The sequence below is a fragment of the Pseudomonas sp. GW823-FHT02C05 genome (genome assembly GCF_058797595.1).
On record NZ_JBXAJU010000002.1, the window covers coordinates 529,852 to 547,675 of the forward strand.

A 17,824-nucleotide genomic window follows, 5' to 3' on the forward strand; every position below is an offset into this window, starting at 1 on the left:
ACAGCTGCGTCGTTTTCGTCAACTTTGGAGTGTTTACAACAATGGCAAAAATCGTCGACATCAAAGGTCGTGAAGTTCTCGACTCCCGTGGCAACCCCACTGTCGAAGCGGACGTGCTTCTCGACAACGGCATCATCGGCAGTGCATGCGCGCCGTCCGGTGCTTCCACCGGCTCGCGCGAAGCGCTGGAGCTGCGTGATGGCGACAAGAGCCGTTACCTGGGCAAGGGCGTGCTCAAGGCGGTAGCCAACATCAACGGTCCGATCCGCGACCTGCTGCTGGGTAAGGACCCGATCGATCAGAAGGCCCTGGATCAGGCCATGATCAAGCTCGACGGTACCGAGAACAAGGCCACCCTGGGCGCCAACGCGATCCTCGCCGTGTCCCTGGCTGCTGCCAAGGCCGCCGCTCAGGACCAGGACCTGCCGCTGTACGCCCACATCGCCAACCTCAATGGCACTCCGGGCGTCTACTCGATGCCGGTACCGATGATGAACATCATCAACGGTGGCGAGCACGCCGATAACAACGTCGACATCCAGGAGTTCATGGTGCAGCCGGTTGGCGCCAAGTCCTTCTCGGAAGGCCTGCGCATGGGCACTGAAATCTTCCATCACCTCAAAGCCGTGCTGAAGGCCCGTGGCCTGAACACCGCAGTGGGTGACGAAGGCGGTTTCGCACCGAACCTGGCTTCCAACGAAGACGCTCTGAAAGTGATCTCCGAAGCCGTGGCCAACGCCGGTTACACCCTGGGCACCGACGTGACCCTGGCCCTGGACTGCGCTGCCAGCGAATTCTATGAAGATGGCAAGTACAACCTGTCCGGCGAAGGCCAGGTGTTCACCGCCGAAGGTTTCGCCGAGTACCTCAAAGGCCTGACCCAGCGCTACCCGATCATCTCCATCGAAGACGGCCTGGACGAGTCCGACTGGGCCGGCTGGAAAATCCTTACCGACAAGATCGGCGAGAAGGTTCAACTGGTCGGCGACGACCTGTTCGTGACCAACACCAAGATCCTGAAAGAAGGCATCGACAAGAAGATCGCCAACTCGATCCTGATCAAGTTCAACCAGATCGGCACCCTGACCGAAACCCTGGAAGCCATCCAGATGGCCAAGGCTGCCGGCTACACTGCGGTGATCTCCCACCGTTCCGGTGAAACCGAAGATTCGACCATCGCCGACCTGGCCGTGGGTACCTCGGCTGGCCAGATCAAGACCGGCTCCCTGTGCCGTTCCGACCGCGTTTCCAAGTACAACCAATTGCTGCGTATCGAAGAGCAATTGAACGGCAAGGCCAAGTACAACGGTCGCGGTGAGTTTCGCGGCTAAGCAGTAGATGGTAAAAAGACACCGGATTGTGTCGGGAAAATCGCTACAGCGAGTTTTTTGCCACTAATCTGATGCCTTAAGAGCACAAGCCTGGGTCTTCCAGGCTTCGTGCTATCAGTAGGTCCGAAGTTGTTGGCATGGCTGTCTTTTTTCACTGGATACCCGATATTCGATGCGCAGTCCCAATTGGTTGTTCCTGGTCTTGCTCTTGCTGCTGGCTGGCTTGCAGTACCGCCTGTGGGTGGGGAACGGCAGCTTGGCCCAGGTTGCTGACCTGACTCAGCAGATTGCCGACCAGCACGCTGAAAACGAGCGTTTGCTGGAACGAAATCGCGTACTCGATGCGGAAGTCATGGAGCTGAAAAAAGGCATGGAGACCGTGGAAGAACGGGCTCGCCATGAGTTGGGTATGGTCAAGGAGGGTGAAACCCTCTACCAGTTGGCCCAATGAGCGACGTATTGCCGGCCTTCTGGGCCGTGATTCCTGCCGCGGGCGTTGGTGCCCGCATGGCCGCGGACCGCCCCAAGCAGTACCTGCAACTGGGTGGACGCACAATTCTTGAACACAGCCTGGGCTGCTTTCTCGACCACCCCGGGCTCAAGGGGCTGGTGGTCAGCCTGGCGGTTGATGATCCTTACTGGCCGGCCCTGGCTTGCGCCCATGATTCGCGGATCCAGCGGGTCGAAGGTGGTGCTGAGCGTTCCGGCTCGGTGCTCAATGCCTTGCTCCATCTGCATGCCCAGGGCGCAGCCGATGACGACTGGGTGCTGGTTCACGATGCCGCCCGGCCCAATCTTTCCCGGGATGACCTGGACAAACTGCTGGGTGAGTTGATGGATGACCCGGTGGGGGGGCTGCTCGCAGTTCCGGCCCGGGACACCCTGAAACGTGTGGACAAGCACGGTCGAGTGCTGGAAACCGTTGACCGCAGTTTGATCTGGCAAGCCTACACACCGCAGATGTTCCGCCTCGGTGCCCTGCATCGGGCCCTGGCCGACAGCCTGGTGGCCGATGTGGCGATTACCGATGAAGCTTCGGCGATGGAATGGGCCGGCCAGGCGCCGCGCCTGATCGAAGGCCGCTCGGATAACCTCAAGGTCACCCGTCCCGAAGACCTGGAATGGTTGCGCCAGCGCTGGTCCAACCGCCGCTGACTGCCGGCTTGCGCTGCACCTTGTAGCTGCTGGTGCAGGCTGCGAACGACTCGGAAGGAGGCGCCGCTCTTGAGGCCCTGAAGGCCCGGCGGGCCTTGTCACCGCCTGCGGCAGCAGCTATAGGTCGCGGTATTCCGGGCGCTGCGCCAGCCCTTGTTTCAGATAATCCACCAGCTTGCGCACTTTCGGTGACAGGTGCCGTTGCTGCGGGTACAGCGCCCAGACTGCGGTGTTGGGCGGTTGGTGAGCTTCCAGCAAGGAAATCAGCGTACCGTTCTGCAGGTGCTCCAGGACGTAGTAGTCCGGCAACTGGCACAGCCCTACCCCTTGCAAGGCCGCATCCAGCACCGCCTGCCCGCTGTTGCAGCGCCAATTACCCTGCACCCGTTGCGAAAATTCGCGCCCATCCAGTTCTAATTGCCAGATATCCGAGCTGCCGATCAGGCAGTTGTGCCGGCTCAACTCCGACAGGCTGTGTGGGCGTCCATAACGTTCCAGGTAGGAGGGCGAGGCGCATAGGTACATGCGGCGTGGGGCCAGGCGAGTGGCGACCAGGCGCGAGTCCTGCAGGCGCCCAAGGCGAATCGCCAGGTCCAGCCCTTCATGCACCAGATCCAGGGGGCGGTTGCTGAGCTCTATATCCACCCGCAACTGCGGATAAAGGCTCATGAACCGGGTAACCAGGGGCACGATAAAGCGCTCGCCGTAGGCCACTGCACAGGTCATGCGCAGCATTCCCTTGGGCTCGCTGGTCAGGTCGCCTACGGCCCGCAGGGCCTCCTCGCGACCATCCTGCAAGCGTTGGCAATGCTGGAGAAAGGTCTGCCCGGCCTCGGTCAGGGTCACCCGGCGGGTACTGCGATACAGCAGGCGAGTCTGCAAGCGTTCCTCGAGCCGCGCCACCTGACGGCTGATATGGGACGAAGAAACCCCCAGGCGCTCGGCGGCGGCGGTGAACTGGCTGCATTCGGCGACCGCGACAAATTCGTCGATACCTTCCCAACGGTTGTCATTCATTGATTGTCCCCATACAGCAATAATGTTTTGCTTTTGCGTGGATTATTCATCGCATTGCGCTGTTTTACACTCAGCGCCTCGTTTTTATTCGCTGGAGAGTCAGGATGATCAAGTCACGTGCTGCCGTAGCCTTCGAGGCCAAGAAGCCGCTGGAAATCGTCGAAGTGGATGTCGCCATGCCCAAGGCGGGCGAGGTGCTGCTGCGGGTCGTCGCCTCCGGCGTCTGCCACACCGACGCCTACACGCTGTCTGGTGCCGACCCTGAAGGCATCTTCCCGGCGATCCTCGGCCACGAAGGCGGTGCGGTGGTGGAGGCGGTGGGCGAGGGCGTGACCTCGGTGGCTGTGGGTGACCATGTGATCCCGCTGTACACTCCGGAATGCGGCAAGTGCAAATTCTGCCTGTCGGGCAAGACCAACCTCTGTCAGGCCATTCGCGCCACCCAGGGCAAGGGTCTGATGCCTGATGGCACCACGCGTTTTTCCTACAAGGGTCAGCCGATTTTCCACTACATGGGTACCTCGACCTTTTCCGAGTACACCGTGCTCCCGGAAATCTCCGTGGCCAAGATTCCCAAGGAAGCGCCGCTGGAAAAGGTCTGCCTGCTGGGGTGCGGCGTGACCACCGGGATCGGAGCGGTGATCAACACCGCCAAGGTCAAGGCCGGTGATACCGTGGCCATCTTCGGCCTGGGCGGCATTGGCCTGTCGGCGGTCATCGGTGCGGTCAAGGCCAAGGCCGGGCGTATCATCGCCATCGATATCAACCCGGCCAAGTTCGAGATCGCCAAGCAACTGGGCGCCACCGACTGCGTCAATCCGAAGGATTTCGACCGTCCGATTCAGGAGGTCATTGTCGACATGACTGATGGCGGCGTGGATTTCTCCTTCGAGTGCATCGGCAATGTGCAACTGATGCGTGCGGCCCTGGAGTGCTGCCACAAGGGCTGGGGCGAATCGGTAATCATCGGCGTGGCCGGTGCCGGCCAGGAAATCTCCACCCGTCCCTTCCAACTGGTGACCGGCCGGGTATGGCGCGGCTCAGCCTTTGGTGGCGTGCGCGGGCGCAGCGAGCTGCCAAGCTACGTGGAAATGTCCCAGACCGGCGAGATCCCCCTGGATACCTTCATCACCCACACCATGGGCCTGGAAGATATCAACAAGGCGTTCGACCTAATGCACGAAGGCAAGAGCATTCGCTCCGTCATTCACTTCTAAGAGCAGCGGCAGGCGGCAAGCCACAGGCGCCAAGCGGGAGTTCCGCTTGCGGCCCATGGCTTGCGGCGTGCCGCTGGAGGTCTGCCATGAGTCTGGAAAACCTTTCCTGCCAGAAAAGCTTCGGCGGCTGGCATAAACGCTACAAGCATCATTCCCGGGTGCTGGGCTGTGACATGGTGTTCGCCGTGTATTTGCCGCCCCAGGCCGAACAGGGCGGCAAGCTGCCGGTGCTTTACTGGTTGTCCGGCCTGACCTGTACCGACGAGAACTTCATGCACAAGGCCGGGGCTCAACGCATGGCTGCCGAGCTGGGCTTGATCATCGTCGCTCCGGATACCAGCCCGCGTGGCCCCGGCGTGCCCGGTGACCCGGACGGTGCCTGGGATTTCGGTCTGGGTGCCGGGTTCTACCTGAACGCGACGCAGGAGCCCTGGGCCCAGCATTACCGGATGCACGATTATGTGGTGAACGAGCTGCCGGAGCTGGTGGAGGCGCATTTTCCCGCTTCGCACAAGCGTGGGATCAGCGGGCACTCCATGGGCGGTCACGGGGCATTGGTGTGCGCGCTGCGTAATCCGGGGCGCTATCAGTCGGTTTCGGCCTTCGCTCCCATCAGCAACCCGATGGATTGCCCCTGGGGGCAGAAGGCGTTTTCCCGTTACCTGGGGGAGGAACGCTCACGCTGGCGCGAGTGGGATGCCAGCGTGCTGATCGCCGAAGTCACCGAGAAGCTGCCGTTGCTGGTGGATCAGGGGGATCGTGACGATTTCCTCGCCGGCCAGCTCAAGCCTGAAGTGCTGCAGCAAGCGGCAAAGAATGCCGGGCATGAGCTGACGTTGCGGATGCAGCCGGGGTACGACCACAGCTACTTCTTTATCGCCAGTTTCATAGACGACCACTTGCAGCACCATGCACGTGCTCTTAACGCCTAATACCTGCCAAAGCAGGTAGAATCACGCCCTGACTTTTTCGGGGCGTTTTTTTATGCGTATTGGCCACGGCTACGATGTGCACCGTTTCGCTGAGGGCGACTTCATCACGTTGGGGGGGGTGCGTATTGCCCACCATTTCGGGCTGCTCGCGCACTCCGATGGTGATGTGCTGTTACACGCACTCAGTGATGCCCTTCTGGGCGCTGCCGCGCTGGGTGATATCGGCAAGCACTTTCCGGACACCGACCCGCAGTTCAAGGGCGCCGACAGCCGTGTCCTGCTGCGTCATGTTGTCGCGCTGATTCATGCCAAGGGCTGGAAGATCGGCAACGTCGACAACACCATCGTCGCCCAGGCACCGAAAATGGCACCTCACATTGAAACCATGCGGGCCTTGATTGCCGAGGACCTGCAGGTCGAGCTGGACCAGGTGAACGTGAAGGCAACCACCACCGAAAAACTCGGCTTTGTCGGCCGCGAGGAAGGCATCGCCGTGCATTCCGTGGCCTTGTTGCAACGCCCATGAATGAACTGCAATTGTTGGGCCCGCGGGCCTATGGCGATGCCCTGGGCAGCGCCGTACTCAAGGCCACTGCCGAAGACTTCCAGGTTGATGAAGTACTCGATATCCCGCTGAGCGGGGAAGGCGAGCATCTGTGGCTGTGGGTGGAAAAACGCGGCTTGAACACCGAGGAAGCGGCGCGGCGGATCGCCAAGGCGGCGGGGGTGTCGTTGCGCACTGTCAGCTATGCCGGGCTCAAGGATCGCCAGGCGCTGACCCGCCAGTGGTTCAGTGTGCAACTGCCGGGCAAGGCCGATCCGGATCTTGGCGCAGCGGAAAATCACACTCTGAAGATCCTCGAGGCCACCCGCCACAAGCGCAAATTGCAGCGTGGGGCCCATGCCGCCAATGGCTTTACCCTGCGTCTGACAGAGCTCAAGGCGGATCAGGCAGCCATCGACGAGCGCCTGAAGAGGATTGCCGCTCAAGGTATTCCCAACTATTTCGGCGCCCAGCGCTTCGGCTACGACGGTGGCAACCTGACGGACGCCCGTAGCTGGGCTGCCCGCCAGGCGCTGCCGGAGCAGCGCAATGTGCGTTCGCGCCTGTTGTCCACCGCCCGCAGCTACCTGTTCAACCAGGCGCTGGCAGCGCGAGTGGCGGACGGCACTTGGCAGCAGGCGCAAGTGGGCGACTTGCTGGCATTTACCGACAGCCGCAGCTTTTTCATGGCCGGCCCGGATGAATGCACGGATCCGCGCCTGGCAATTCTTGACTTGCATCCCACAGGCCCGTTGTGGGGCGAAGGCGAGTCTCCGGCGGGTGGTGCGGTTCATGAACTTGAACAGCAGATGGCCGACCGCGAGGCGGCACTGTGCGAATGGCTGATAAAAGCCGGCATGAGCCACGAACGACGCATCCTGCGGCTGCCCATTGGCGGTTTGACGTGGCATTATCCCGAGCCTGATATTCTGCAACTGGAATTCGTCCTCCCGGCCGGATGTTTCGCCACCGCCTTGGTGCGTGAACTCGTCGATCTGGTGCCGGTGGGGCAGACGGACAGCTCATGCGCATTCTGATTTCTAACGATGATGGGGTAACTGCACCCGGTATCGCGGCGTTGCACGCTGCGCTGGCGGATTACGCCGAGTGCGTGGTTATCGCTCCGGATCAAGACAAAAGCGGCGCCAGCAGCTCGCTGACGCTCGACCGTCCGTTGCATCCGCACACCCTTGGCAACGGCTTTATCAGCATCAATGGCACCCCCACCGACTGTGTTCACCTGGGGCTCAACGGCCTGCTGGAGCATGACCCGGACATGGTGGTGTCGGGCATCAACCTGGGGGCCAACCTCGGTGATGACGTGCTGTACTCCGGGACGGTCGCCGCTGCATTGGAAGGGCGCTTCCTGCAACGCCCTGCGATCGCCTTTTCGCTGGTCTCGCGCCAGGTGGAGAACCTTGCGACCGCAGCCTATTTCGCGCGCAAGCTGGTGCAAGCCCAGGGCTTGCTGGATTTACCACCACGGACGGTGTTGAACGTGAATATTCCCAACCTGCCGCTTGATCATATTCGGGGCATCCAGCTGACCCGCCTGGGCCATCGCGCCCGTGCTGCGGCACCGATGAAGGTGGTCGACCCCCGCGGCAAGGCGGGTTACTGGATCGCTGCCGCCGGCGACGCCGAGGACGGCGGGCCCGGTACCGACTTTCATGCAGTGATGCAGGGCTACGTGTCTGTCACGCCGCTGCAGCTGGATCGCACCTTCAATGACGCGTTCAGGAGTCTGGATGGCTGGTTGGAGGGGCTGCGCTGATGGCTCGCGAGCAAGACGATCTGCTGCGGCGGGGAATCGGCATGACTTCCCAGCGTACCCGCGAACGCCTGATCCAGCGCCTGTATGACGAGGGGTTGTCCAACCCTCAGGTACTGGAAGTGATTCGGCGCACACCGCGGCATCTGTTTGTCGATGAGGCCCTGGCCCATCGTGCCTATGAAGACACGGCGCTGCCGATCGGCCACAACCAGACCATCTCCCAGCCTTATATGGTGGCCCGCATGAGTGAGCTGCTGCTGGCGGCCGGGCCGCTGGACAAGGTACTGGAGATCGGTACCGGCTCGGGCTACCAGACGGCGGTGTTGTCGCAGCTGGTGGAGCGGGTGTTTTCGGTGGAGCGGATCAAGGTCCTGCAAGACCGGGCCAAGGAGCGCCTGCAGGAATTGAACCTGCGCAACGTCGTGTTTCGCTGGGGAGACGGCTGGGAAGGTTGGCCGGCGCTGGCGCCCTATAACGGCATCATCGTCACTGCCGTCGCCACCGATATCCCCCAGGCCCTGCTCGATCAACTCGCGCCTGGCGGGCGCCTGGTGATTCCGGTGGGGGCAGGGGAGGTGCAGCAGTTGATGCTGATCATCCGTGAAGAACAGGGCTTTGCCCGGCACGTCCTGGGGGCGGTGCGTTTTGTGCCGTTGCTCAATGGTCCCCTGGCCTGAAGGCATTTATCAGGCTGGGGTGAATTCTGTCTGGCGGGCTGTGTCTTAGTGCCGTATCGATCGTCAATGAGTGATACGACGGTCAGAGGCAGGTTCTTGCGGCTGTCCTTGTGCTGGGCCAGCGGTAAAGCGCCTGTGTCCAGTTATACTTGCGTCACTTCACGCCTGAGTCAGGCAATCTATATCGTCAACCACCACAAAGGGAGCGGCGGGTGAGTCTCACAGTCATTGCGCAGCGTATAGGTACAACAAGCTTTCAGCGACTGATGATTGGCCTTGCCTTGAGTTCCTTGTTGGTCGGTTGCTCCAGCACCAAATCCAGCAGCGTGGGGGTGGTCGAGCGCAGTAACACTGTTGCGCCGCAGCGCCCTACGGTGACCACCGGGCAGTACGCGGTGCGTCGCGGAGACACCTTGTTTTCCATTGCCTTCCGCTATGGCTGGGACTACAAGGCGCTGGCCGCTCGCAACAACATCGCCGAGCCTTACACCATCCATCCCGGGCAGGTCATTCGCTTTGACGGCCGCACTGGCACTACGCCGGCGACGGTTGTTACCAGCACCCAGTCCAGTGCCTCTTCCTCCAGCAAGACCACGGTCATTCGTCGCCCGGCAGGCACCACGACAACGCCTGCAACTGCCACCACCACCAACCCAGCGAGCAAGCCGGCGCCTGCTCCGGCTACCCCCGCGGGCCCCGCTCCTACGGGTTGGGGATGGCCTTCGAACGGTGTTCTGATTGGAAAATTTTCTTCAAACGGTAGTTTGAATAAAGGCATTGATATCGCCGGAGATTTGGGACAGCCTGTTTTAGCTGCGTCTGATGGGACGGTGGTTTACGCCGGGAGTGGCTTAAGGGGCTACGGCGAATTAGTCATCATCAAACACAACGAAACCTACGTCAGTGCTTACGGCCACAACCGCAAGCTATTGGTTCGGGAGGGACAGCAGGTCAAAGTCGGACAGACAATTGCCGAGATGGGATCAACTGGTACAGACCGGGTGAAACTGCACTTTGAGATTCGCCGACAAGGTAAACCTGTAGATCCGCTGCAATTCCTGCCACGTCGTTGATCCGTTACCAGCCTGTTCCGCTCACGTAGAGGGAACAGGCTCCAGCGTTGCCAGGGATAAAGGCGCCGCTTGAGCCTGAGGTCGAACTCACCAAAGGACTATAACAATGGCTCTCAGTAAAGAAGTGCCGGAGTTTGACATCGACGATGAGGTTCTCCTTATGGAGAGCAGCATCGATATGGATTCGATGTCGAATAATGAGGGGGCAACTCCACCTTCCGTTCGCACCAAATCCAAAAGCTCCGCTTCATTAAAGCAACACAAATACATTGATTACACGCGTGCACTCGATGCGACGCAGCTGTACCTCAATGAAATCGGTTTTTCTCCATTGCTCTCCCCCGAAGAGGAAGTGCACTTTGCGCGGTTGTCGCAAAGTGGTGATCCGGCCGGGCGCAAGCGCATGATTGAAAGCAACTTGCGGCTGGTGGTGAAAATCGCCCGGCGCTATGTCAATCGTGGCCTGTCGCTGCTGGACCTGATCGAAGAGGGCAACCTCGGGCTGATCCGAGCGGTGGAGAAGTTCGATCCGGAACGCGGCTTCCGCTTCTCGACCTATGCCACCTGGTGGATTCGTCAGACCATCGAGCGGGCCATCATGAATCAGACCCGGACCATCCGGTTGCCGATCCATGTGGTCAAAGAACTCAACGTCTACTTGCGCGCCGCCCGTGAGTTGACGCAAAAACTCGATCATGAACCCTCCCCCGAAGAAATCGCCAACCTGCTGGAGAAGCCGGTGGCCGAAGTCAAACGCATGCTCGGCCTGAACGAGCGGGTTTCTTCGGTTGATGTCTCCCTGGGCCCGGATTCGGACAAGACCCTGCTGGATACCCTGACCGACGACCGTCCGACAGATCCTTGTGAGCTGTTGCAGGACGACGATCTGTCACAAAGTATCGATCAGTGGCTTTCCGAATTGACCGAGAAGCAGCGCGAAGTGGTGGTTCGACGCTTCGGTCTGCGTGGACACGAGAGCAGCACCCTTGAAGATGTGGGCCTGGAGATCGGTCTGACCCGTGAGCGGGTTCGGCAGATCCAGGTTGAAGGGCTCAAGCGCCTTCGGGAAATTCTCGAGAAGAATGGATTGTCCAGTGAGTCGCTGTTTCAGTAGCCACTGGATCGATTCACAAGAGCCCCGATCGACTCGGGGCTTTTTATTGCACGCAGCTTGTGGTTTTGAATGGGCTATTGCCAGAGAAGTTGGCTTAACTCTCAACCGTCATGTAAGCCAAAGATTACTTTTTCGTACGCATTCGGTTCTCGGCTACTTCTGCGTTGTCTAGTTTTGCGTAGGCTGTTTTTTATATTATTGATTTATATAATATTTTTTATGAATGGCTATGAGTTTCGACAAAGTTTCACACGAATAGTGCGATTGCTCTTGCCGGGGAACTCTCTAATATCAGCCCTGTGTCGACGGATAGACACAGCCATCAAGGACGATGGTCAGGACATCGCAGGAAGCGATTCATCAGGACGATGAAAAGGAACACAGGGACTAGGGAAAAATGTGGGCGGGTCATACCGCCCCTTTTTTTCGTCTGTCGAAAAGTCCCGCCGGCATTTCCTTGCCCCAGAAACGCAAAAAGGCCCGCAAGGGGCCTTTTGGGAACGCGGGGGGAATCAGCGTTCGAGATCCTTGATCTTGCCTTTGACGCCATCCCACTCTTCGGCATCCGGCAACGGATCTTTCTTTTCAGTGATATTCGGCCAGATCTCTGCCAGCTCGACGTTCAACTGAATGAATTCTTGCATCTCTTCCGGGACTTCATCCTCGGAGAAAATCGCTACAGCGGGGCATTCAGGCTCACACAGTGCGCAATCAATGCACTCATCCGGGTGAATCACCAGGAAGTTCGGGCCTTCGTAAAAGCAGTCCACCGGACAGACTTCTACGCAGTCGGTGTACTTGCACTTGATGCAGTTGTCGGTGACGACGAAGGTCATTTCTAATTCTCTCCTCAGGCGGCGGCAGCGGAGCCCCTACATGACGGGGTCGCCAGGTTTGGGAGCGATAGTCTGCGCAACCAGGCTAATAGTCCGCAGCATCCCAAACCGCGCGAGATTCTAACAGCTTGAAGGCGTTCGCGTTAGATGCGTGTCTTCAATGTATAGAGCATTTCCAGCGCTCGGCGTGGCGTCATGTCATCCAGATCCAGCTTGGCCAGGTCGTCGAGCACCGGGTGCGGCAGGCTGGCGAACATGTCGCTTTGTTGCGGAACCGAGGGTTTGCCCGGCGCTTGAGGCGCCACTTCATGGGGCAAGCTGGTGGTTTCCAGGCGGCTCAAGTGCTCCCGGGCGCGGGTGATGACTGCGCTGGGAACCCCGGCCAGCTGGGCTACCGCCAGCCCATAGCTCTGGCTGGCTGGGCCTGGAAGGACATGGTGCAGGAACACAATGCGCTCATTGTGCTCGGTGGCATTGAGGTGCACGTTGGCCACCAGCGGCTCGCTTTCCGGCAGTACCGTCAGTTCGAAATAGTGGGTGGCGAACAGGGTATAGGCGCGCAGGTGGGCGAGACGTTCTGCCGCAGCCCAGGCCAGGGAAAGTCCGTCAAAGGTGCTGGTACCGCGTCCCACTTCGTCCATCAGCACCAGGCTGCGTTCCGTTGCGTTGTGCAGGATGTTCGCGGTTTCGCTCATTTCCACCATGAAGGTCGAACGGCCGCCGGCCAGGTCGTCGCTGGAACCGATCCGGGTAAAGATCCGGTCCACCAGGGACAGCTCGCAGCTCGCCGCCGGGACGAAGCTGCCGATATGGGCCAGCAGCACGATCAGGGCCGTCTGGCGCATATAGGTGGATTTACCGCCCATGTTCGGACCGGTGATCACCAGCATCCGCGTGTTGTCGTCCAGGCTCAGGTCGTTGGCCACGAACGGAGTGGTCAATACTTGCTCCACCACTGGGTGACGACCCTGGGTGATGCGCATGCAAGGCTCGCTGACAAAACGTGGGCAGTTGAGGTCCAGGTTCAAGGCGCGCTCGGCCAGGTTGCTCAACACGTCCAGCTCAGCCAGGGCACCAGCGGTATCCTGCAACGGCGGCAAATGGCTGATCAGGGTTTCCAGCAGCGCGTCGTAGAGCATCTTCTCCCGGGCCAGGGCACGGCTCTTGGCCGATAGCGCCTTGTCTTCGAACTCCTTGAGTTCCGGAGTGATGAAGCGCTCGGCGCCTTTCAATGTCTGGCGGCGAATGTAGTCCGCCGGGGCCTGTTCGGCCTGCTTGCTTGGCAGCTCGATGAAATAGCCATGGATACGGTTGTAGCCGACCTTGAGGTTGGCCAGGCCGGTACGGGCTTTCTCGCGGGCTTCCAGGTCAATCAGGAACTGTCCGGCGTTCTCGCTCAGCGACTGCAGCTCGTCGAGCTCGGCGTCGTAGCCGGTCTTGAGTACACCGCCGTCACGGATCACCGCCGGCGGGTTGTCGATGATGGCCTTGGCCAGCAGAGCGGCCAGCTCCGGGTAGGTGCTGGTGGTGGCGGCCAGCTGATTGAGGTGAGTGGCCTCCAGCTCGGTCATGGCTTCTTGCAGCTCGGGCAGTGCAGCCAGGGCATCACGTAGACGGGCCAAGTCCCGCGGACGAGCATTGCGCAGGCCGATTCGCGCCAGAATCCGCTCGATATCGCCGATTTCCTTCAACTGCGGTTGCAGCCGTTCGAAACGGTAGCCGTCCAGCAGGCAAGTAATAGAGGACTGGCGCGCTTCCAGCACCTTGAGGTCGCGCAGCGGGCGGTTCAGCCAGCGGGTCAGCAAACGGCTGCCCATGGCGGTCTGGCAGCGGTCGACCACCGATTGCAGGGTGTTGTCGCGCCCGCCCGCCAGGTTGGTGTCCAGTTCCAGGTTGCGACGGCTGGCACCGTCCAGCACCACGGTGTCATCCAGGCGCTCATGACGCAGGCTGCGCAGGTGGGGCAGGGCGGTACGCTGGGTTTCCTTGGCATAGCTGAGCAGGCAACCGGCGGCGCCGATGGCCAGGGTCAGGGTTTCGCAGCCAAAGCCCTTGAGGTCCTGGGTAGAGAACTGCTGGCAGAGGCTCTTGTGCGCCGAGTCCCGCTCGAAATCCCAGGGGGCACGGCGTCGCACACCGCGGCGTTTTTCCGCCGGCAAGCCTTGTGGCCAGTCGTCGGGGATCAGCAGCTCCACTGGGTTGATCCGCTCCAGCTCGGCCAGCAGGTTCTCCCAGCCCTTGATCTCCAGGACGCTGAAGTTGCCGCTGGTGATGTCCAGCACCGCCAGGCCGAACAGACGCTCGTCGCCCAGCACGGCGGCGATCAGGTTGTCGCGGCGCTCATCCAGCAGAGCCTCGTCACTCACGGTGCCTGGCGTGATGATACGCACCACCTGGCGTTCCACCGGGCCCTTGCTGGTCGCCGGGTCCCCCACCTGTTCGCAGATCACCACCGACTCGCCGAGCTTTACCAGCTTGGCCAGGTAGCCCTCGGCGGCGTGGTAGGGAATACCGCACATGGGAATCGCCTGGCCGGCCGACTGCCCGCGCGCCGTCAGGGTAATGTCCAGCAGCTTGGCGGCCTTCTTCGCGTCTTCATAGAAGATCTCGTAGAAGTCGCCCATGCGGTAGAACATCAACTGATCAGGGTGCTGGTTCTTGAGGCGCCAGTACTGCTGCATCATCGGCGTGTGGGAGGACAGATCGGAGGTATTTTTACTCATCGGTATTCAGGCGGATTCGTTGAATGGGTGAAGCAAAGGAGCGCTGGGCTCGGCTTTTTGCAGATGGCGGCAAGGTTACCATGGGTGCCCCGGCCTCGCAGGCACCAAGGCGCTCCTGTGGTTGTCCGGTAAATGCATTACATATATGCAAATCAGCATTTGTCATTGCGCAAAAGATCAAGCAATATGCGTTCTATGCAAATACGCAACGTTTCTACTGTCTTAAGAGAGCTGCTGGATCGTGACGGAATCTCCCCCACGGAGCTTCACCGTCGCACCGGTGTGCCTCAATCCACCCTCTCGCGGATTCTCAGCGGGAAGATCGTCGATCCTTCGGATAAGCACATCTCGCGGATCGCCGAATACTTCCAGGTGAGCACCGACCAGTTGCGTGGGCGCGTGGATATCGCGCCTGCCCGGGCTGCTGCGCCCCGTGACGAGATTCATTCGGAACTCAAGGACATAAGCCTGTGGGACGACGATACCCCTGTCGATGACGACGAGGTGTCGGTTCCCTTTCTGCGCGAGGTTGAATTGGCTGCTGGATCAGGAAGATTCGTCATCGAGGAAAGCGAACGCGCCAGCCTGCGCTTCGGCAAGCGCAGCCTGCGGCACAACGGCGTGCAGTTCGACCAGGCCAAGTGCGTCACGGTGCGTGGCAACAGCATGTTGCCGGTGCTGCGGGACGGCGCCACGGTGGGCGTCAATGCCGGCAAATGCGCAATTGGCGACATCGTTGATGGCGACCTCTACGCGATCAACCACAACGGCCAATTGCGGGTGAAGCAGCTGTATCGCCTACCTACAGGGATCCGCCTGCGCAGCTTCAACCGCGATGAACACCCGGATGAGGACTACAGCTTCCAGGAGATCCAGGAAGAGCAGATCAGCATCCTCGGTCACGTCTTCTGGTGGGGCATGTACGCCCGCTAAGCCAGCCCTCTTGAACAAAGCCCGCCCTTGAGCGGGCTTTTTTTGCCCGCGAAAAATCCCCAGCCCTTTGTTTATGCGCCTTCCATGCATTTCAGCAAATCTTGCGCATAAATAAATGCATTTACGCATTGACTGCATATGCATGAATGCATAATATGAGCCTCAAGCCGCGCAACAGCGGCTGCAAAGACGCTCTTTAGTGGCAAAGCAAAGGCAGCGATGAACCGGCCTCGACGGTTCAGAGGGTTGGCAACTGGCCCGGGTGTGCAGCGTAAAGCACCAGAAGCAGTTATCCGGCGGACAGGGTCGCGGTCGGAGGAACAATTTGAATGGGTCCGTACCGCACCAGTAGTGCCGAAAGACCAAGGTTTGCATTACTGAAAAGCCCGGGCGACCGGGCTTTTTGGAATGCCTGCCTAACGTGGGCCACCAACAGACAGGGACCCTTTGAAACATCGTTATCAGCCTTCTATCAACCGGCCATTTCGCTGGCCCCAATCCGCACGGGAGACGTGAATGACAAACGAGCAACAAGCGTTGCTGGACATGCCGATCTGGCTGGTCATCGTCCTGGCCCTGGTCGGTGGCGTTTCCGGCGAAATGTGGCGCGCCGACAAGGAGGGCGCCCGTGGCTGGTCGCTGCTGCGGCGCCTGGCGCTGCGCTCCGGGGCCTGCGTGGTCTGCGGGGTCTCGGCGATCATGCTGCTGTATGCCGCCGGCGTGTCGATCTGGACCGCCTGCGCCTTCGGTTGCCTGACCGCCATGGCCGGCGCCGACGTCGCCATTGGCCTTTATGAGCGCTGGGCGGCCAAGCGCATCGGGGTATGCGAACCGCCTTCCCGGGATTCCCATTCGGACCAGCCTTGACTCACCGGGCGGCTACCGCCCTCAACACGGTCGTGCGCCCCGGGCTTTCGCCGCCGGGGCCGCTTCGGCCTGATTCTGGAAGCAGGCGATGAGTGTACCGCCACCTCTACCCGAACCAGTCTGCCGCCGAGCAGGCCGCCAAGGCGCGCCTGGCGGCCTTCAACCGCAGTACCGCCAGCCTGCGCCTGGACCTTGCGGGGCGCACCGATCTGTTCGCCGAGCGAATGATCAATGCCCAGGGCTTCAAGGCCGGGCTCGACGGTGACTATCTGGTGGACTCGGTCGAACAGTTGTTCACCCAAGCCGGATGGACGACCACGGTCCAGTGCAACGGCGGCAAGCAAGGCAAGGCCAAGGCCAAGGGCAAGCCGCCCCAGGCCCGCAACCCCCTCAGGGTCGAGCAGCTTTAAGCCTTGATCCCATTCCCACTGACGGGGCAACCCGCCCACAGGAGTATTCATGAAACCAGGCATCACCCTGGCGATCCGGCATTTTCTCCGGACCTTGATCGCCGGTTGCAGCTTGCTGCTGGCCGCTGCCGCCCATGCGGCACCCTTTGTCCTGGCCTATACCGACGGCCAGGTCGAAGCGTCCTACAGCAATCTGCAGGCGTTCCACCGCAACCTGTCCGCCGTCGGCCTGGGCAGCACCTACGGCCTGACCGTCACCGGCAAGCTGCATCAGGACGGCATGAACGAAACCACGCAGAACATCATCCGCTTTGCCAAGAGCCAATCCCTGCCGCTGTACCCGACTGTTTCCGACTACAACGAAGACATCGGCGCCTTCGACCCGGCTATTTCCCACTCCATCCTCAACGACCGGGCCTTGAGCGCCGGCACCGTCAAGCAGTTGGTCAAGCTGGCCAAAGAGGGCGGATTCGCCGGCATCAACCTGGACTTCGAGAAGGTCGAACCCAGGAATCGCGCCGCGTTTTGCGCCTTCGTCAAGACCCTGGGCAACGCCCTGCATGCCGGCAACAAGAAGCTGATCATCAGCATACCGCCCAAGCTCAGCGACACCGAGCCTGAGTACCTGCAGGGCTACGACTACAAGGCCCTGGGCGCGGCGGTGGACTACTTCCAGGTGATGACCTACGACCAGGTCGGGCCGGGCTGGAGCAGCGGCGGCTTTCACAATGAAGCCTGGCCCGGCCCCGAATCGGGCTTCGACTGGCAGCAGGCGCTGCTCAGTTACGCCGTTTCCCGAGTCCCGGCGAGCAAGATCCTGGCGGGGCTGCCCGCATACGGCCAGGACTACAGCATCGGCAACCGGGTGCACTGGTCGGCCTATCAGGAAATCATTGCCGAGCACCGGGCAGCCACTCATCGGGATGCCGCTTCTGCGACGCCTTATGCCACCTGGGGCCCGGTCAAGAGCTTCGCCGATGGCGTGGAATGGACCCCGGAACGAGCGCAACCCGTGCTCTGGTACGACGATGCCGCCAGCATCAAGACCAAGACCGCCCTGGTGACCAGGTTGGGCCTGGGCGGCACCAGCGTCTGGGCCATGGGCTATGAAAATGCCGAGTTCTGGGCTGCGCTGCAGTCAGGGCTCAAGGCCAGCAATGAGCTCTTGCCGACCGGGCGGGAGTGACTGGCCGGATGGGCTCTGGAGCTGGCTGCCACAGA

General features: G+C 60.8%; 17 protein-coding genes and 1 pseudogene. 15 read left to right on the plus strand and 3 right to left on the minus strand.

Features of this window, described 5'->3' with window-relative positions; genetic code table 11:
* Nucleotides 1–41: 41 nt before the first annotated feature.
* The 3 genes from eno (at nucleotide 42) to ispD (ending at nucleotide 2,486) form a co-directional block, all read left to right on the plus strand.
* The gene (eno, locus tag AC1RGE_RS13365; protein ID WP_011059543.1) at nucleotides 42–1,331 is read left to right on the plus strand and encodes a phosphopyruvate hydratase; all 1,290 of its coding nucleotides are present in this window, start codon (nucleotides 42–44) and stop codon (nucleotides 1,329–1,331) included.
* A gap of 172 nt (nucleotides 1,332–1,503) precedes the next feature.
* A complete protein-coding gene (gene ftsB, locus AC1RGE_RS13370) occupies nucleotides 1,504–1,782 on the plus strand; it encodes a cell division protein FtsB (protein ID WP_011059544.1) in 279 nt (92 codons plus the stop codon).
* Nucleotides 1,779–2,486 carry a 2-C-methyl-D-erythritol 4-phosphate cytidylyltransferase gene (gene ispD, locus AC1RGE_RS13375; protein WP_011059545.1) on the plus strand — a complete coding sequence of 236 codons (708 nt, stop codon included), beginning with the start codon at nucleotides 1,779–1,781 and terminating at the stop codon, nucleotides 2,484–2,486. Before ftsB ends, ispD begins: the two co-directional genes overlap by 4 nt.
* A 117-nt stretch (nucleotides 2,487–2,603) precedes the next feature.
* Here ispD and AC1RGE_RS13380 read toward each other — a convergent pair whose 3' ends face one another.
* Nucleotides 2,604–3,503: a LysR substrate-binding domain-containing protein gene (locus AC1RGE_RS13380; RefSeq protein ID WP_011059546.1), complete on the minus strand. Its 900-nt coding sequence runs from the start codon at nucleotides 3,501–3,503 to the stop codon at nucleotides 2,604–2,606.
* Between the two features lie 104 nt (nucleotides 3,504–3,607).
* Here AC1RGE_RS13380 and AC1RGE_RS13385 point away from each other — a divergent pair, with 104 nt between their 5' ends.
* The 8 genes from AC1RGE_RS13385 (at nucleotide 3,608) to rpoS (ending at nucleotide 10,834) form a co-directional block, all read left to right on the plus strand.
* Nucleotides 3,608–4,720: an S-(hydroxymethyl)glutathione dehydrogenase/class III alcohol dehydrogenase gene (locus AC1RGE_RS13385; protein ID WP_011059547.1), complete on the plus strand. Its 1,113-nt coding sequence runs from the start codon at nucleotides 3,608–3,610 to the stop codon at nucleotides 4,718–4,720.
* A gap of 86 nt (nucleotides 4,721–4,806) precedes the next feature.
* Nucleotides 4,807–5,652 (plus strand): S-formylglutathione hydrolase, encoded by an 846-nt coding sequence (gene fghA / locus AC1RGE_RS13390; protein WP_019093198.1) that lies wholly within the window; start codon nucleotides 4,807–4,809, stop codon nucleotides 5,650–5,652.
* A 52-nt stretch (nucleotides 5,653–5,704) separates the two neighbouring features.
* Nucleotides 5,705–6,178, plus strand: coding sequence for a 2-C-methyl-D-erythritol 2,4-cyclodiphosphate synthase (ispF, locus tag AC1RGE_RS13395; RefSeq protein WP_011059549.1), 474 nt, complete (start codon nucleotides 5,705–5,707; stop codon nucleotides 6,176–6,178).
* The gene (truD, locus tag AC1RGE_RS13400) at nucleotides 6,175–7,233 is read left to right on the plus strand and encodes a tRNA pseudouridine(13) synthase TruD (protein WP_072443135.1); all 1,059 of its coding nucleotides are present in this window, start codon (nucleotides 6,175–6,177) and stop codon (nucleotides 7,231–7,233) included. Before ispF ends, truD begins: the two co-directional genes overlap by 4 nt.
* Entirely contained in the window at nucleotides 7,221–7,970 is a 750-nt protein-coding gene (surE, locus tag AC1RGE_RS13405) for a 5'/3'-nucleotidase SurE (RefSeq protein ID WP_011059551.1), read from the plus strand. Before truD ends, surE begins: the two co-directional genes overlap by 13 nt.
* A gap of 41 nt (nucleotides 7,971–8,011) precedes the next feature.
* Nucleotides 8,012–8,647 (plus strand): protein-L-isoaspartate(D-aspartate) O-methyltransferase, encoded by a 636-nt coding sequence (locus tag AC1RGE_RS13410; protein WP_169892832.1) that lies wholly within the window; start codon nucleotides 8,012–8,014, stop codon nucleotides 8,645–8,647.
* Between the two features lie 212 nt (nucleotides 8,648–8,859).
* Nucleotides 8,860–9,720 (plus strand): peptidoglycan DD-metalloendopeptidase family protein, encoded by an 861-nt coding sequence (locus tag AC1RGE_RS13415; protein WP_011059553.1) that lies wholly within the window; start codon nucleotides 8,860–8,862, stop codon nucleotides 9,718–9,720.
* Between the two features lie 106 nt (nucleotides 9,721–9,826).
* Nucleotides 9,827–10,834, plus strand: a complete 1,008-nt coding sequence (rpoS, locus tag AC1RGE_RS13420) for an RNA polymerase sigma factor RpoS (RefSeq protein ID WP_011059554.1) — start codon at nucleotides 9,827–9,829, stop codon at nucleotides 10,832–10,834.
* A gap of 512 nt (nucleotides 10,835–11,346) precedes the next feature.
* Here the strand turns inward: rpoS and fdxA are convergent.
* Nucleotides 11,347–11,670, minus strand: a complete 324-nt coding sequence (gene fdxA / locus AC1RGE_RS13425) for a ferredoxin FdxA (RefSeq protein ID WP_011059555.1) — start codon at nucleotides 11,668–11,670, stop codon at nucleotides 11,347–11,349.
* 143 nt (nucleotides 11,671–11,813) lie between these two features.
* Complete coding sequence (gene mutS, locus AC1RGE_RS13430; protein ID WP_011059556.1) at nucleotides 11,814–14,393, minus strand: DNA mismatch repair protein MutS; 2,580 nt, start codon at nucleotides 14,391–14,393, stop codon at nucleotides 11,814–11,816.
* 186 nt (nucleotides 14,394–14,579) lie between these two features.
* On the opposite strand from mutS, the gene AC1RGE_RS13435 reads away from it, so the two are divergent.
* The 4 genes and pseudogenes from AC1RGE_RS13435 to AC1RGE_RS13450 all read left to right on the plus strand — a co-directional run bounded on the left by AC1RGE_RS13435 (nucleotide 14,580) and on the right by AC1RGE_RS13450 (nucleotide 17,789).
* Nucleotides 14,580–15,326 carry a LexA family transcriptional regulator gene (locus tag AC1RGE_RS13435; RefSeq protein WP_019093195.1) on the plus strand — a complete coding sequence of 249 codons (747 nt, stop codon included), beginning with the start codon at nucleotides 14,580–14,582 and terminating at the stop codon, nucleotides 15,324–15,326.
* Nucleotides 15,327–15,842: 516 nt separating this feature from the next.
* A complete protein-coding gene (locus AC1RGE_RS13440; protein ID WP_011059558.1) occupies nucleotides 15,843–16,193 on the plus strand; it encodes a phage holin family protein in 351 nt (116 codons plus the stop codon).
* 98 nt (nucleotides 16,194–16,291) lie between these two features.
* Nucleotides 16,292–16,603, plus strand: a pseudogene (locus tag AC1RGE_RS13445) (phage late control D family protein); the annotation flags it as partial.
* A gap of 49 nt (nucleotides 16,604–16,652) precedes the next feature.
* Nucleotides 16,653–17,789, plus strand: a complete 1,137-nt coding sequence (locus AC1RGE_RS13450) for a glycosyl hydrolase family 18 protein (protein WP_492584443.1) — start codon at nucleotides 16,653–16,655, stop codon at nucleotides 17,787–17,789.
* Nucleotides 17,790–17,824 lie beyond the last annotated feature (35 nt).